Genomic DNA, 14501 nt, shown 5'->3' on the forward strand with positions numbered 1-14501 from the left:
GCCGCGATAATGATTTCAAAGGAGTGACCATGCGTTTTCTGCCTGGCCTGATCTGCCTGCTACCCCTTCTGAGCCCGCTGGCTCACGCCGAACTGATTGATGACGTCAACGACCGTGGCGAGTTGCGTATTGCTCTTGAGGCTAATACACCGCCCTTTAATTACAAGGACGGCGACACACTCACGGGGTTCGAGGTCGAGCTTGGGCAACTGCTGGCCAAGGAGCTGGATGTTCGCGCCGACTTCATCGTCACCGACGAGGGCGATCTACTCCAGGGCGTTGAAAGCGGCAAGTACGACGTCGCGCTCAACCACATAGCACTGACAGCCGAACTAAAGGATCGTTTCGACTTCAGCGAGCCTTACAGCCAGATCGATTCGCAGTTGCTGGCGAAGAAAGATGAGCAGCCGCGGCCGATGGTATTGGTGCAATCGTTGACTGAGGAGAAGCCAGCAGTGGGTGCGCCAGTGGATTTGGCGATTCCGTTTCAGAAGGGTAATCCGGCGTTTCGCGCCAGCCTTGAAGGTGCGTTGCAGCGGATCAAGGCGGATGGGCGGTTGGCGGCGTTGTCCGAGAAGTGGTTCACCCAACCCAAGTAACAATGAAATCTGGGTTTTAATCGAGCTGGATCAAGGCCTGTGCGGCTTGCGGCAATTCAAGCTCGCTGAAGACTTGCACGCCGTGGCGCTTGAGCAGTGCAGCCGTCACGCCTTCGCCACTGACTTTGACCCCACTGAACGTCCCGTCATAGGTCAGCAGATTCCCGCAAGAAGGACTGTTGGCCTTGAGCACCGCGACGCGAATGCCGTGCCTTTGCACCAACGCCAGCGCCTGCCGCGCCCCATCGAGAAACTGCGCACTGACATCCTCGCCGTCGGTGGTGATCACCGAAGCAACGCCATCCAGCACCTCACCACCCTGCCCGCCCGGAATCTCCGCCGCCGCACGCGGGGTCGGCAAACCACCGGCCACCTCTGGACACAACGGCACCACCCGACCTTCAGCAATCCACTGTTCCAGCACATCAAACGGCCCGCTGGCCCCACCGTCATAACGCACGCGGTGGCCCAACAGGCAGCGGCTGACCAGAATCTTTTCCATGATCAGAAAGGCTCGTTGCCACGGCGACGGAACCAACCCGTCAGCGACAAGCGCTCGCGATTGGCCGGCAGCACTTCATGGGGGACTTCGCCGGAAAGAAACACCACGAGGCAGCCGCCGGTAGGCTGCACGTCGTGAACGCGATCATCACCCAAGTACATGCGCAACTGACCGCCATCCTCCGGCAACCACGCTTCGTTGAGGTAAACCACCACCGAAACCATGCGCCGGTCGTCGTCACGGAAGCGGTCGACGTGCTTGCGATAAAAAGCCCCCGGCGGATACAGCGCGAAATGGCATTCGAAGTCTTCAAGACCGAGGAACAAACCCCGATTGAGCGACTCGCGCAGACTGTCCATCAGGCTCAGGTATCGGTCGCTGGCCTCGGCCTGACCGGGATCGATCCACTGAATATGATCGCCGCGAATCCCCTCGCGAATCTCTGAAAACGGCCCACGGCCGACCGCCGCCGGCGCCAGTTCACCCTCGGCCTCACGTTTACGGCACTCGTCCGCCAGCTCGCGGGTCAAACCCGCGGGCAGGAAAATGTTCTGCTGCGACCAGCCGTGCTCGGCCAAGTCGTCGACGATACGTAACAGCAGCGGGTGTTCAGAGGATATTTGCATGGCGCGCATAGTATGTCGGCGGCAAAAAATCCGACAGAGCCACGCGGCGGCTTGATACGAATTCTCGACAAGTACCGGCACCGCACGGAGAATAGTGCGCTGCTGACAGGAGTCCCTATGCGCCGTTTGCTTTTTTCACTGTTGATGTTCTGCGTTTTGCCCGCCTGGGCGGACGGCTACGATCAGTTGTACAAGGTCGCCGGCTGGCCAGATCAACGTGCGCATTTCAATGACGCCTTGAGTGCCGCGCAGCAGCGCTATCAAAACAGCCTGCCACCCGCCGTCTTTCAAGCGCTGGTCAACAACAGCAATCAGCGCTTCGCCCCACAGGCCATGGATCAACGCGCCGAAGCCCAACTGCGGCAGAACCTCGCCGATCCCAAACCGGCCCTGTCCTTTTTCCAGTCGCCGCTGGGCAAGAAAATCGTCGCCGCCGAATTGCTCGCGACCCGCCGCGATCAACTGGCAAAGAATGCCAAAGGCCTGCCGAAGATGCCGGCCAGTGACAGCCGCTTGCTGATCATCGGCCATCTGGCTCAAGCCCTGCCCGCCCGTGAAGCCGGCGCAGAAGTCAGTCTGGCGATTGCCGGCGTGGCGGCGGACAGTTTGAGTTCGATGATTCCGGGACTGCTCGGTGGTGGACAAGCGCAAGGCATGTTGAACGGCCAGCGCCAACGCCTGATGGATCAGATCGGCGCGGACATGAACAACACGCTGCTCTACGTGTATCGCGACTTGTCGGATGAAGAGCTGGAAGAGTTTGCGACGTTTGCCGAGTCGACCGAGGGCAAGGCTTACTATCAGGCCGCGTTGGCGGCAATTCGGGCCGGGTTGGCGGTGGGGCAGAATACTTCGAACCTCAACCAATGATCTGCGCTGTCTGACCGCCGTCTTCGCGAGCAGGCTCGCTCCCACATTTGGGAACGCGTGCCCCTGTGGGAGCGAGCCTGCTCGCGAAGAGGCCCTGACAGACGCTAGAGGTTCCGGCCCTTGATCCGCTTGCTCAAGAACTCGAAGTACTCCTCGCGCATGTCAGCCGTCTCATTGGCCAGATGATGCCGCGCCTGGGGCAGCAGCAAGATCTGCGGCCGATCAAACTTCCATTTCAACACCTGCAAATTGTGTTGCCAGTCCACGGTCATGTCCGCCTGCCCCTGAATGATCAGCGGCCGCCGCGGGCTTTTCTTCGCGTATTCCACTCGGTTGATCCAACGTGACAAGGCGCCGACCCATGCGGTGGGCAGGCGCTTGGGCTGCAGCGGATCGGCCAGCAGAAACGGCAGGAAATCCGGATCATTGGAGTTCTCGCTAAAGCGCCGCGCAATGCCCCGCACGAACGGCCGCAGCAGGTAATAACTGAGTTGCGACCAGCCCCACGCTCGCGGCCGTACCAGCGGCGACAGCAGAATCAACTGACCCTGCGCCGGACTGTTCTCGCCATGATTTAGCACATGATCGACCACGATCGCCCCGCCGGTACTTTGCCCGCACAGGTGCCACGGCTGCGGCAGCGCAATCGAATGGGCCTCGGCGAACAAGGCTTGCAGAGCGTCCTGATATTCGGAGAAATCACGAATACTCGCCCGCGCGCCGCTGGAAAGACCATGCCCCGGCAAATCACAGGCGATCACCGCAAAATCCTGATCCAGCGCCCACTCGATCACATGTCGATACAGCCCGGTGTGATCGTAGAAGCCGTGCAACAGAAACAGCGTGCCCTTGACCTTCTCCGGCCACCAGCAATGGCTGACCAGTTCGTAACCGTCCACTGAAAACCGTCCCATGCCGCGCCAGACATCGCGCTCGGAAAAGTCGGTTTTGTAGAACTGCTGATAGGCCTTGGCCTCCTCCGACAACGGCTGCCACTCGGCCAAAGGCTTGAGGCTGGCGCGTAAATGATCGGGATCGAAAATGGCAGGCATGAGGCAATTCCAGAACGGTGAACAGACTTTATCGGCCTGCGATATTCATCTGTCGCGACAAGCATGGCAAGCTAGCCGGCCTCTGAGGACACAAATCCATGCGCTCGCCCTACCGCACCGCACTGTTTGCCAGCCTGCTTGCGCTCGTGTGTGCAGGGGTGCTGTGGGCGGCGTACGACTGGTTTCAGGGCCGCTATTTGCGGGCGTTCAGTGAACACACCGCGGTGTTCTCCGGCGACCCGCTGCGCCTGCCCGATGATCTCGCCGGCCCCGGCAATATCCGTCTGGTGCATTTCTGGGACCCGGCATGCCCCTGCAATGTCGGCAATCAACAGCACCTGACCGAAATGGTCGAGCAGTTCAGCGCCAAAGGCGTGGAGTTTTTTGCCGTGCAAAAGGTCGGTAGCCACGGCCAGTTGCCCACCACGTTAAGCACGCTGAAAACCATCACGGTATTGCCCGGCTCCGAGCAGGTCCCCGCCAGCCCGGCGGTGGCGATCTGGGATCGCAACGGCAAACTGGCGTACTTCGGCCCCTACAGCGAAGGCCTGACCTGCAACTCCAGCAACAGTTTTATCGAACCGATCCTGAATGCGCTGACAGATGATCGCCCGGTCAACGCCACACACACCTTGGCGGTCGGCTGCTATTGCCCATGGCCGGTGGAGCCGCAGTAAGGCATTCCGGACTTTTCGAGGACAGCGATGCACGGCACAGAAGGTCTGTGCTAATTGTTTGCAGCCCGACGGGGCGGCAATCCCGCCTGCACAAGGAGTCACCATGAAGCGCGTGTTCACCGTTCTCGCCCTGCTCATCGTCGTCCTGCTCGCTGGCACGGGCTGGTACGTCTACAGCAAGCAACCGACGCGTCAGGGCCAGATTGAACTGCGCAACCTGCAAGGTTCGGTGACTGTGCGCTATGACGAGCGCGGCGTGCCGCACATCCGCGCAGAGAACGAAACCGACCTCTATCGCGCCCTCGGCTATGTGCATGCCCAGGATCGCCTGTTCCAGATGGAAGCCATGCGCCGACTTGCACGCGGCGAACTGGCCGAGGTGCTCGGGCCGAAACTGCTCGACACCGACAAACTGTTCCGCAGCCTGCGCATCCGTGAACGCGCGGCCAGTTACGTCGCCAGCCTCGATAAACAATCCCCGGCGTGGAAGGGCCTGCAAGCCTATCTGGATGGCATCAACCAATATCAGGACACCCACGCCGCGCCTGTCGAGTTCGACGTGCTGGGCATCCCCAAGCGGCCGTTCACCGCCGAGGACAGCATCAGTGTCGCCGGCTACATGGCTTACAGCTTTGCCGCTGCGTTTCGCACCGAGCCACTGCTGACCTACGTGCGCGATCAACTCGGTGCCGATTACCTCAACGTCTTCGACCTCGACTGGCAGCCAAAAGGCGTATTGGCCAAGGGCCGCAACCCCGCTCCGGCGCTCGCGGCCGGCGACTGGAAAGACCTCAACGCCCTCGCCCGCCTCAGTGAGCAGGCGCTGATCGACAACGGCCTGCCGCAATTTGAAGGCAGCAATGCCTGGGTGATTGCCGGCAGCCGCAGCCAGAGCGGCAAACCGCTGCTGGCCGGCGATCCGCATATTCGGTTCTCCGTGCCGTCGGTGTGGTACGAGGCGCAGTTGTCTGCGCCGGGCTTTGAACTCTACGGGCATCATCAGGCGCTGGTGCCGTTCGCGTTCCTTGGGCATAACCTGGATTTCGGTTGGAGCCTGACGATGTTCCAGAACGACGATCTGGATCTGATCGCCGAGAAGGTCAACCCGGACAACCCGAATCAGGTCTGGTATCGCGGCCAGTGGACCGACATGGTCAGGACCGAGCAGCAGATCAATGTGAAGGGCCAGGCGCCGGTGACGATCACCCTGCGTCAATCGCCTCACGGCCCGATCGTCAACGACGCCCTCGGCACGGCTGCCGGCAAAACACCGATCGCCATGTGGTGGGCGTTCCTCGAAACACCGAACCCGATCCTCGAAGGCTTCTACCAGCTCAACCGCGCCGATACCCTGGCCAAGGCCCGCGCCGCTGCGGCCAAAGTGCAGGCGCCGGGGCTCAATCTTGTCTACGCCAACGCTAAGGGCGATATCGCTTGGTGGGCTTCGGCATTGCTGCCCAAGCGGCCGACCGGGGTGAAACCGGGTTTCATTCTCGACGGCAGCACGAATCAGGCGGACAAGGACGGCTTCTACCCGTTCAGCGCCAACCCGCAGGAAGAGAACCCGGCGCGCGGCTATATCGTCTCGGCCAACTTTCAACCCGTTTCGCCCACCGGCATGGAAATTCCGGGTTACTACAACCTCGCCGACCGTGGCCAGCAGCTCAACCGCCAGCTCAGCGACAAGACGGTGAAGTGGAACAACGAAGCCAACCAGAAGCTGCAACTGGGCACCACCACCGGTTACGGCCCGCGTCTGCTGGCGCCGCTGTTGCCAGTGCTGCGCGAAGTGGTGAGCGATCCGGCGCAACTGAAATTGGTCGAGCAACTGGCACAGTGGCAAGGCGACTATCCGCTGGACTCGGTCAGTGCGACGGTGTTCAACCAGTTCCTCTACGACCTCGCCGATGCGGCAATGCGCGACGAGTTGGGCAATGACTTTTTCGAGACGCTGCTGTCGACGCGGGTGATTGATTCGGCACTGCCACGACTGGCGGCAAACGCCGATTCAGCGTGGTGGGATAACCGCGCCACGCCAGACAAAGAGACCCGTGCCGACACCGTGCGCGCGGCTTGGCAGGCGAGTATGAAGCACCTGAAACTGACCCTCGGAGAGGATGCCTCCACCTGGAAATGGGGCACGGCGCACACGCTGACCCATGGTCATCCGCTGGGGCAGCAGAAGCCGCTGGATCGCATTTTCAACGTCGGCCCGTTTGCTGCACCGGGCAGTCATGAAGTGCCGAACAACCTCTCGGCGAAGATTGGCCCGGCGCCATGGCCGGTGACCTATGGGCCTTCGACGCGGCGCCTGGTGGACTTCGCCGACCCGGCGCACAGCCTGACGATCAACCCGGTGGGCCAGAGTGGCGTACCGTTCAACAGTCACTATGACGATCAGGCAGAGGCGTATGTCGACGGGATTTATGTACAGGCGCATTTCAGTGAGGAAGAGGTGATGGCGAATACGCGCAGTACCTTGAAGCTGCTGCCGGCGCGGGCTGCGCAATAGCTTTGTGCTGACTGAACTGACCCCATCGCGAGCCTGCTCGCGATGGGGCCCTTCAGATCAATTAAGGCCTCAAACCATCACCGCAAAATTCAACCGAAACTGCTGCGGCGTCACGCCCAACCTTCGATTGAACACACCGCGCATATGCTGCGCATCGCGAAATCCGCACTGATACGCCACAGTCTTCAGCGGCGCCGTGGTGCTTTCGAGCATCACCCGCGCCGCATCCACTCGCGCTCGCTCAACGAACTCCGCCGGCGTGACCTTCGCCTCCCGCGCAAACACACGCGAGAAGTTACGCGCACTCATGTTCGCCGCATTCGCCAGATCGGCAATGGTCAGATCCCCGGTGAGATTGGCCAGCACGTACAACTGCACCATCGCCACCGCCGACGTCGGCTCCGCGTGGGGCGTCAGGAACGGGCTGAACTGCGACTGCCCGCCCGAACGCTGGGTGAACACCACCAGCCGCTTGGCCACGCTCAGCGCCACCTCCGCGCCGTGATCGCGGGCCAGCAGGTAAAGCGACAGATCAATCCCCGCCGTCACCCCGGCCGAGGTGTAGAGCGCGCCGTCCTCGACATACAAGCGATCCGCCTCCACCTGCGTCGATGGGCACAACTGCGCCAGGGCGTCGGCATCGTTCCAGTGCGTAGTGACCGTGCGCCCCTCGAGCAATCCCGCCCGCGCCAACATGAACGCGCCGTTGCAGATCGACCCGAAACGCCGTGCCCGCGCACAGGCTTCACGCAGCCAGGCATCGAAGGTCTTGCCGAACTCCATGAACGGCAAGGTCGGCCCGCCAGCCACCAACAGCAAGTCATAGGCCTCAAGCGCTGCGCTGAAATGTCGGTGAGCATTCAGGGTCAGGCCGTTGGAGCATGCCATCGGCCCGTGTTCGACACCGATCACGTCGAGGCGATAGTGATCCTCTGGCGCAAGAAAACGGTTGGCCTCGGCAAACACATCCATGGGCCCGCTGACGTCCAGCGATTGCACACCGGGGAACACCACAATGGCGACGGTTTTGTTCATCTCTCTCGCAAACTCCTCTGAACCTGTGGCGAGGGGATTTATCCCCGATCGGCTGCGCAGCAGTCGTAAATCCTGTAATCGCGTTTTAACTGATAAGCCTAATCAGCAGGTTCTGGGGCTGCTGCGCAACCCATCGGGGATAAATCCCCTCACCACAATGAGTATCGCGATATCTCTCCCACTGGTGAGTTGGCACGATTTGCAGGTCGATTGGCAAGGATCGCAGCCATGGGTCGATTGTTCGTTTTGCAGCGCGGGAACAGACTTTCCTCATCGGCGCCACACCGGCGTTTTTCAAGAGGAAACTCTCATGAGCACCACCATTGCCGGCATCAAAATCCCTGACAGCGCCCTGGCCCGCGCGACCACCGAGTACATCCGCGACATCGAATCCGACCTGCTCTATCACCACTCGCGCCGGGTGTTTCTGTTCGGTGCATTGAGCGGTGAGCGTCAGCAACTGGCCTACGATCCGGAGCTGTTGTACGTCGGCGCGATGTTTCATGACCTTGGTCTGGTCGAAGGTCACCGCAGCGATGACGAACGTTTCGAGGTCGACGGCGCCAACGCCGCAGCGGCGTTTCTCAAGCCTTACGGGTTGAGCGATGACGACATCGAACAGGTCTGGCTGTCGATTGCCCTGCACACCACGCCGGGCGTGCCCAAGCATTTGCGCCCGACCGTGGCGCTGGTGACGGCAGGCGTGGAAATGGATGTGCTGGGCATGGACTACGCGGCGTTCAGCAGCGTGCAGCGTGAAGCGGTGGTGCATGCGCATCCACGGGGGGAAGGTTTCAAGGAGTGCATCATCTGCGCCTTTGCCGATGGGCTGCGCCATCGTCCGCAGACCACGTTCGGCAATGTGAAGACTGATGTGTTGAAGGATCAGGAACCGGGGTTCAAGCCGATGAACTTTGTCGAGGTCATCCGCCAATCACCCTGGACTGCATAAAACGAAAGGTGGGAGCGAGCCTGCTCGCGAAAGCGGTGTATCAGTCAATATTTGAGTCGACTGATACTCCGTCTTCGCGAGCAGGCTCGCTCCCACATTTCGATTTGTGGTTGGCCTCAAGACCGAGGCCATCCCGATATTGCTTTAAGCCGCTTCCGGCGCAGGCGCGCGGCGCGCGTCCGGTTGTTTCCACGAATCGGCAGCGCTTTCTTCGATGGCTTGCTGGATGGCTTTCTTGCGGGCTTCTTCGGCGCGGCGGCTGAAGAACCAAACCAGGAACGTCACGATCGATACCGCCAGCAGAATCAGGCTGGCCACGGCGTTGATCTCAGGCTTCACGCCCAGACGCACCGCCGAGAACACTTCCATCGGCAAGGTCGTCGAACCCGGGCCGGAGACGAAGCTCGCCAGTACCAGGTCGTCCAGCGACAGTGCGAACGACATCATGCCGCCCGCCGCCAGCGACGGCGCGATCATCGGGATGGTGATCAGGAAGAACACCTTCCACGGCCGCGCACCCAGGTCCATCGCCGCTTCTTCGATCGACAGGTCCAGCTCACGCAGACGCGCCGACACCACCACCGCCACATACGCCGCACAGAACGTCGTGTGGGCGATCCAGATGGTGACGATGCCACGTTCCTGCGGCCAGCCGATCATCTGCGCCATGGCCACGAACAGCAGCAACAGCGACAGACCAGTGATCACTTCCGGCATCACCAACGGTGCAGTGACCAGACCACCGAACAGCGTGCGGCCCTTGAAGTGGGTGATGCGAGTCAGCACGAACGCGGCCAGCGTGCCCAGCGCCACCGCGGCAACCGCGGTGTAGCAGGCGATTTCCAGCGAGCGCAGCACCGAGCCCATCAGTTGGCTGTTGTCGAGCAGGCCGACGTACCACTTGATCGACCAGCCGCCCCACACCGTCACCAGTTTCGAGGCGTTGAACGAGTAGATCACCAGGATCAGCATCGGCAGGTAGATGAACACCAAACCAACGACCAGCATCAGGCTGGAGAAACGGATGCGCTTCATTCTTTACCCTCCATTTCCTTGGCCTGACTGCGGTTGAACAGAATGATCGGCACAATCAGGATCGCCAGCATCACCACCGCCAGGGCAGACGCCACCGGCCAGTCACGGTTGTTGAAGAACTCTTGCCAGAGCACTTTACCGATCATCAGGGTTTCCGGGCCGCCGAGCAGTTCCGGGATCACGAACTCGCCTACCACAGGGATGAACACCAGCATGCAGCCGGCAATGATCCCGTTCTTGGACAGCGGAATGGTGATTTTCCAGAAGCTGTTGAAGGTGCTCGAACCGAGGTCGGAAGCCGCTTCCAGCAGACTGTTGTCGTGCTTCACCAGGTTGGCGTACAGCGGCAGGATCATGAACGGCAGGTACGAATAGACCACGCCGATGTATACCGCGAGGTTGGTATTGAGGATCTGCAGCGGCTCGTCGATCAGGCCGATGCTCATCAGGAAACCATTGAGCAGACCGTTGTTGCTGAGGATGCCCATCCACGCGTAAACGCGGATCAGGATCGCCGTCCAGGTCGGCATCATGATCAGCAGCACCAGCACCGTTTGCAGCTCTTTACGGGCGCTGGCGATGGCGTAGGCCATCGGGTAGCCGATCAGCAGGCAGAGGACGGTGCTGATCAGCGCCATCTTCAGCGAGCCAAGGTAGGCGGCGATGTACAGCTCGTCGTCGCCGAGCATCGCGTAGTTGCCCAGGTTCAGCAGCAGTTGCAGCTTCTGCTCGGCAAACGTGTAGATCTCGGTATACGGCGGAATGGCCACGTCGGCTTCGGCGAAGCTGATCTTCAGGACGATGAAGAACGGCAACATGAAGAACAGGAACAGCCAGATGAACGGAACCCCGATGACCAATTGGCGGCCATTGGGAATTATTCGGTTGAGCCGTCGTTTGAACTTGCGCATGTTCATGAGCGAAGTACCACGCCGCTGTCGTCTTCCCACCACACGTAAACCTGATCACCCCAGGTTGGACGGGCGCCACGGCGCTCGGCGTTGGCGACAAACGACTGCACCAGTTTGCCGCTCGGCAATTCGACGTAGAACACCGAATGCCCGCCGAGGTAGGCGATGTCGTGCACCTTGCCGCTCGACCAGTTGTATTCGCAGGTCGGTTGATCGGCAGTGACCAGCAGCTTCTCCGGACGGATCGCGTAGGTCACGGATTTGTCCTGCACCGAAGTGCTGATGCCGTGGCCGACGTAGATCTGCCGGTCGAGATCCTTGCAGGTGATGGTCGCGTGGCCCTCGGCGTCGTCGATCACTTCGCCTTCGAAGATGTTGACGTTGCCGATGAATTCGCAGACCAGGCGGCTGGTCGGGGTTTCGTAGATGTCGATCGGGCTACCGATCTGGGCGATCCAGCCCAGGTGCATGATCGCAATGCGCTCGGCCATGGTCATGGCCTCTTCCTGGTCGTGGGTCACCATCACGCAGGTCACGCCGACGCGCTCGATGATTTCCACCAGCTCCAGTTGCATCTGCGAACGCAGTTTCTTGTCCAGTGCGCCCATCGGCTCATCGAGCAGCAGCAACTTCGGCCGCTTGGCCAGCGAACGCGCCAGCGCCACACGCTGACGCTGACCGCCAGACAATTGATGCGGCTTGCGCTTGGCGTACTGGCTCATCTGCACCAGTTTGAGCATCTCGGCCACACGGGCTTCGACTTCAGCCTTGGGAATCTTGTCCTGCTGCAGGCCGAAGGCGATGTTCTGCGCCACGGTCATGTGCGGGAACAAAGCGTAGGACTGGAACATCATGTTGATCGGACGTTCGTACGGCGGCATGTCGGTGATGTCGACGCCGTCGAGGAAAATGCGCCCCTCCGTGGGCCGTTCGAACCCTGCCAGCATCCGCAGCAGAGTGGATTTGCCCGATCCCGAACCGCCGAGCAGGGCGAAAATTTCGCCCTTTTTGATTTCCAGGGACACATCGTCCACGGCAATCGTCTCGTCGAACTTCTTCGTGACCCGGTCGATTTTGACCAGCACCTGTTTAGGTGTCTGGTCGCCCTCGAGGGCTTTCTTGTAGGCGCCGGAGGCAACTGCCATTTACGAAACTCCCAGAAAAAAAGAGTGCAGTTCGCCCAATGCGGACGAACCCAGGATAGTTGTGCCTTATTTGCCCGACTTGACCTTGGTCCAGCTACGGGTCATCAAACGCTGAATATTGGGTGGCAACTCGGTCGACACGTAGGTCTTGTCGAGGACTGCTTGCGGTGGATAAACCGCTTCGTCGGTGCGAATGGACTGCTCCATCAGCTTGTCCGAACCCGGGTTGGGGTTGGCATAACCGACATAATCACTGACCTGGGCGATCACCTCAGGTTTCAGCAAATAATTGATGAAGGCGTGGGCTTCTTTGACGTTGGACGAGTCCTTGGGAATCGCCAGCATGTCGAACCACAGCGCGCCGCCTTCTTTCGGGATCGAGTAGGCGATGTTCACGCCCTTCTTGGCTTCCTCAGCGCGATTCTTGGCCTGGAAGATGTCACCGGAGAAACCGATGGCTACGCAGATGTCGCCGTTGGCCAGGTCGCCGATGTATTTGGACGAGTGGAAGTAGGTCACGTAAGGGCGCACCGCGAGCAGTTTGGCGGTGGCTTTTTCGTAGTCTTTGGTGTTGGTGCTGTTGGCGTTCAGGCCCATGTAGTTGAGCACGGTCGGCATCATTTCATCGGCCGAATCGAGGAACGCTACGCCGCAGCTGTGCAGCTTCTTGATGTTTTCCGGTTCGAACAGCACGGCCCAGGAATCGATCTTGTCGACGCCCAGCACGGCTTTGACTTTATCGACGTTGTAACCGATGCCGTTGGTGCCCCACAGATAAGGCACAGCGTACAGGTTGCCCGGATCGTTCTGCTCCAGACGCTTGAGCAGCACAGGGTCGAGGTTGGAATAGTTCGGCAGCTGCGTCTTGTCGAGCTTCTGGAACGCGCCCGCCTTGATCTGCTTGCCAAGGAAATGGTTCGACGGCACGACCACGTCGTAACCGGTACGCCCGGCCAGCAGCTTGCCTTCCAGGGTCTCGTTGGAGTCGAACACGTCGTAGACCGGCTTGATCCCGGACGCTTTTTCGAAGTCGGCCAGAGTGGTCTCGCCGATGTAATCGGACCAGTTATAAATATGCACCGTACCGGCGGCCTGGGCACCGACAGCAATCGTCAGGCCGGCAGTGGCCAGCAGGGCTTTGCGCAAAGAAGAAAAAATAGGCAAGTGGAGGTCCTCTAAATTAGTTGGGCCCAAGTTGCCCCGCGCTGCATGACAGCCATGGCTGCCCGGCAACAAAACCGGCGCGCAACTTACCCTCGAAAAACCGTTCCAGCAAAACTTTCTGTCATTTAATTATCCCGCTGGCCGCCCTCGCGGGGACGACGGCCAGCGGTTGCTGCTTCAAACCGGCTTATTTACCGGATTTGATTTTGGTCCAGCTGCGAGTGATCAGGCGCAGGGTGGCGGCATCCAGATCGCTGATCGCGTAGAGCTGTTTCTTCACTTCAGCCGACGGATAGATGCTCGGATCGCTGGTGATGTCTTTGTCCACCAGCGGCGTGGCCGCCTTGTTGCCGTTCGGGAAGCGTACGGCGTTGGTGATCCCGGCCATCACTTCTGGCTCAAGCAGGTAGTTCATGAATTTGTAAGCGGCTTCGACGTTTTCGGCATCCTTGGGAATGGCGACCATGTCGTAGAAAGTACCGGCGCCTTCTTTCGGAATGGTGTAGGCCAGCTTGACCTTGTCACCAGCTTCCTGGGCGCGGGTCTTGGATTGTTCCAGGTCACCCGAGTAACCGACCGCCACGCAGATGTTGCCGTTGGCCAGATCGGAGATGTACTTGGAGGAATGGAAGTAGGCAACCGAAGGACGAATCTTCAGGAACAGATCTTCGGCGGCTTTCAGGTCAGCCTTGTCCTTGCTGTTGGTCGGTTTGCCCAGATAGTGCAGAGCCGCCGGAATCATTTCGGTCGGGGCGTCGAGGAAGCTTACGCCGCAGCTTTTGAGTTTCTCGATGTTTTCAGGCTTGAACACGATGTCCCAGGAATCGATCTTGTCGATGCCCAACGCAGCCTTGACCTTCGCCGGGTTGTAGCCGATCCCGATGGAACCCCACATGTACGGGAACGCGTGCTTGTTGCCCTGGTCGCTGGCATCGCCAACGGCCTTGAGCAGGTCTTCGTCGAGGTTCTTCCAGTTCGGCAGCTTGGACTTGTCCAGCTCCTGGTAAACACCGGCCTTGATCTGCTTGGCGAGGAAGTTGTTGGAAGGCACCACAATGTCGTAACCGGATTTACCGGCCAGCAGCTTGGCTTCCAGGGTTTCGTTGCTGTCGAATACGTCGTAGACGACTTTGATCCCGGTGGCCTTCTCAAAGTTGGCGACCGTGTCCGGCGCGATGTAGTCGGACCAGTTATAGACGTGCAATACCTTGTCGTCCGCCTGAACCGCACCCGCCATCATGCCCGCCATGGACAGCGCGAGAAGTGTCTTGCCAGCAAGCTTTTTACCTAATGCCTTCATGCGTCATGCTCCAAATTTTTCTTTTTTGAACCACTTTGTTCAGCGGCCGAACCCGGACAACTGGAACCGCGGCTAGTCTGGCAAGATCCGAGGCGGTCTTTCAAGAAAAGACCAGCCTTTC

14 protein-coding genes are annotated in these 14501 nt (G+C 60.0%); 5 read left to right on the plus strand and 9 right to left on the minus strand.

Annotation, left to right across the window (positions count from 1 at the left end; translation table 11 throughout):
- The first annotated feature begins 29 nt into the window (after positions 1-29).
- Positions 30-599: a transporter substrate-binding domain-containing protein gene (locus ACA069_RS27160; protein WP_497615555.1), complete on the plus strand. Its 570-nt coding sequence runs from the start codon at positions 30-32 to the stop codon at positions 597-599.
- A 16-nt stretch (positions 600-615) separates the two neighbouring features.
- Here the strand turns inward: ACA069_RS27160 and ACA069_RS27165 are convergent, their stop codons facing one another.
- Positions 616-1101 carry a 2-thiouracil desulfurase family protein gene (locus ACA069_RS27165; protein WP_497615556.1) on the minus strand — a complete coding sequence of 162 codons (486 nt, stop codon included), beginning with the start codon at positions 1099-1101 and terminating at the stop codon, positions 616-618.
- Between the two features lie 2 nt (positions 1102-1103).
- Complete coding sequence (locus ACA069_RS27170; RefSeq protein ID WP_187681039.1) at positions 1104-1736, minus strand: 2OG-Fe(II) oxygenase; 633 nt, start codon at positions 1734-1736, stop codon at positions 1104-1106.
- A 108-nt stretch (positions 1737-1844) separates the two neighbouring features.
- Between ACA069_RS27170 and ACA069_RS27175 the strand changes: the two genes are divergently transcribed.
- Positions 1845-2597, plus strand: a complete 753-nt coding sequence (locus tag ACA069_RS27175) for a DUF2059 domain-containing protein (RefSeq protein WP_401271600.1) — start codon at positions 1845-1847, stop codon at positions 2595-2597.
- Between the two features lie 104 nt (positions 2598-2701).
- On the opposite strand, the gene bipL is transcribed toward ACA069_RS27175, so the two are convergent.
- A complete protein-coding gene (bipL, locus tag ACA069_RS27180) occupies positions 2702-3649 on the minus strand; it encodes a phospholipase BipL (protein WP_497615557.1) in 948 nt (315 codons plus the stop codon).
- Positions 3650-3747: 98 nt separating this feature from the next.
- On the opposite strand from bipL, the gene ACA069_RS27185 reads away from it, so the two are divergent.
- Both ACA069_RS27185 and ACA069_RS27190 read left to right on the plus strand, forming a co-directional pair.
- Positions 3748-4326: a DUF6436 domain-containing protein gene (locus ACA069_RS27185; RefSeq protein WP_187681042.1), complete on the plus strand. Its 579-nt coding sequence runs from the start codon at positions 3748-3750 to the stop codon at positions 4324-4326.
- A 103-nt stretch (positions 4327-4429) separates the two neighbouring features.
- A complete protein-coding gene (locus ACA069_RS27190; RefSeq protein WP_497615558.1) occupies positions 4430-6838 on the plus strand; it encodes a penicillin acylase family protein in 2409 nt (802 codons plus the stop codon).
- Between the two features lie 69 nt (positions 6839-6907).
- Here ACA069_RS27190 and ACA069_RS27195 read toward each other — a convergent pair whose 3' ends face one another.
- Entirely contained in the window at positions 6908-7873 is a 966-nt protein-coding gene (locus ACA069_RS27195) for a GlxA family transcriptional regulator (RefSeq protein WP_497615559.1), read from the minus strand.
- Between the two features lie 310 nt (positions 7874-8183).
- Between ACA069_RS27195 and ACA069_RS27200 the strand changes: the two genes are divergently transcribed.
- Positions 8184-8825 carry an HD domain-containing protein gene (locus tag ACA069_RS27200; RefSeq protein WP_489880613.1) on the plus strand — a complete coding sequence of 214 codons (642 nt, stop codon included), beginning with the start codon at positions 8184-8186 and terminating at the stop codon, positions 8823-8825.
- A gap of 144 nt (positions 8826-8969) precedes the next feature.
- Here ACA069_RS27200 and ACA069_RS27205 read toward each other — a convergent pair whose 3' ends face one another.
- From ACA069_RS27205 to ACA069_RS27225, 5 genes are all read right to left on the minus strand, one after another.
- Positions 8970-9860, minus strand: a complete 891-nt coding sequence (locus tag ACA069_RS27205) for an ABC transporter permease subunit (RefSeq protein WP_187681046.1) — start codon at positions 9858-9860, stop codon at positions 8970-8972.
- Entirely contained in the window at positions 9857-10738 is an 882-nt protein-coding gene (locus ACA069_RS27210) for an ABC transporter permease subunit (RefSeq protein WP_401271625.1), read from the minus strand. The genes ACA069_RS27205 and ACA069_RS27210 overlap by 4 nt, the downstream gene beginning before the upstream one ends.
- Before the next feature lie 35 nt (positions 10739-10773).
- Positions 10774-11916, minus strand: coding sequence for an ABC transporter ATP-binding protein (locus tag ACA069_RS27215; RefSeq protein WP_100846904.1), 1143 nt, complete (start codon positions 11914-11916; stop codon positions 10774-10776).
- Between the two features lie 66 nt (positions 11917-11982).
- Positions 11983-13080: a polyamine ABC transporter substrate-binding protein gene (locus ACA069_RS27220; RefSeq protein ID WP_187681048.1), complete on the minus strand. Its 1098-nt coding sequence runs from the start codon at positions 13078-13080 to the stop codon at positions 11983-11985.
- Between the two features lie 187 nt (positions 13081-13267).
- The gene (locus tag ACA069_RS27225) at positions 13268-14380 is read right to left on the minus strand and encodes a polyamine ABC transporter substrate-binding protein (protein WP_187681049.1); all 1113 of its coding nucleotides are present in this window, start codon (positions 14378-14380) and stop codon (positions 13268-13270) included.
- Positions 14381-14501: the final 121 nt, after the last annotated feature.

It is taken from the genome of Pseudomonas sp. LBUM1652 (assembly GCF_059716105.1).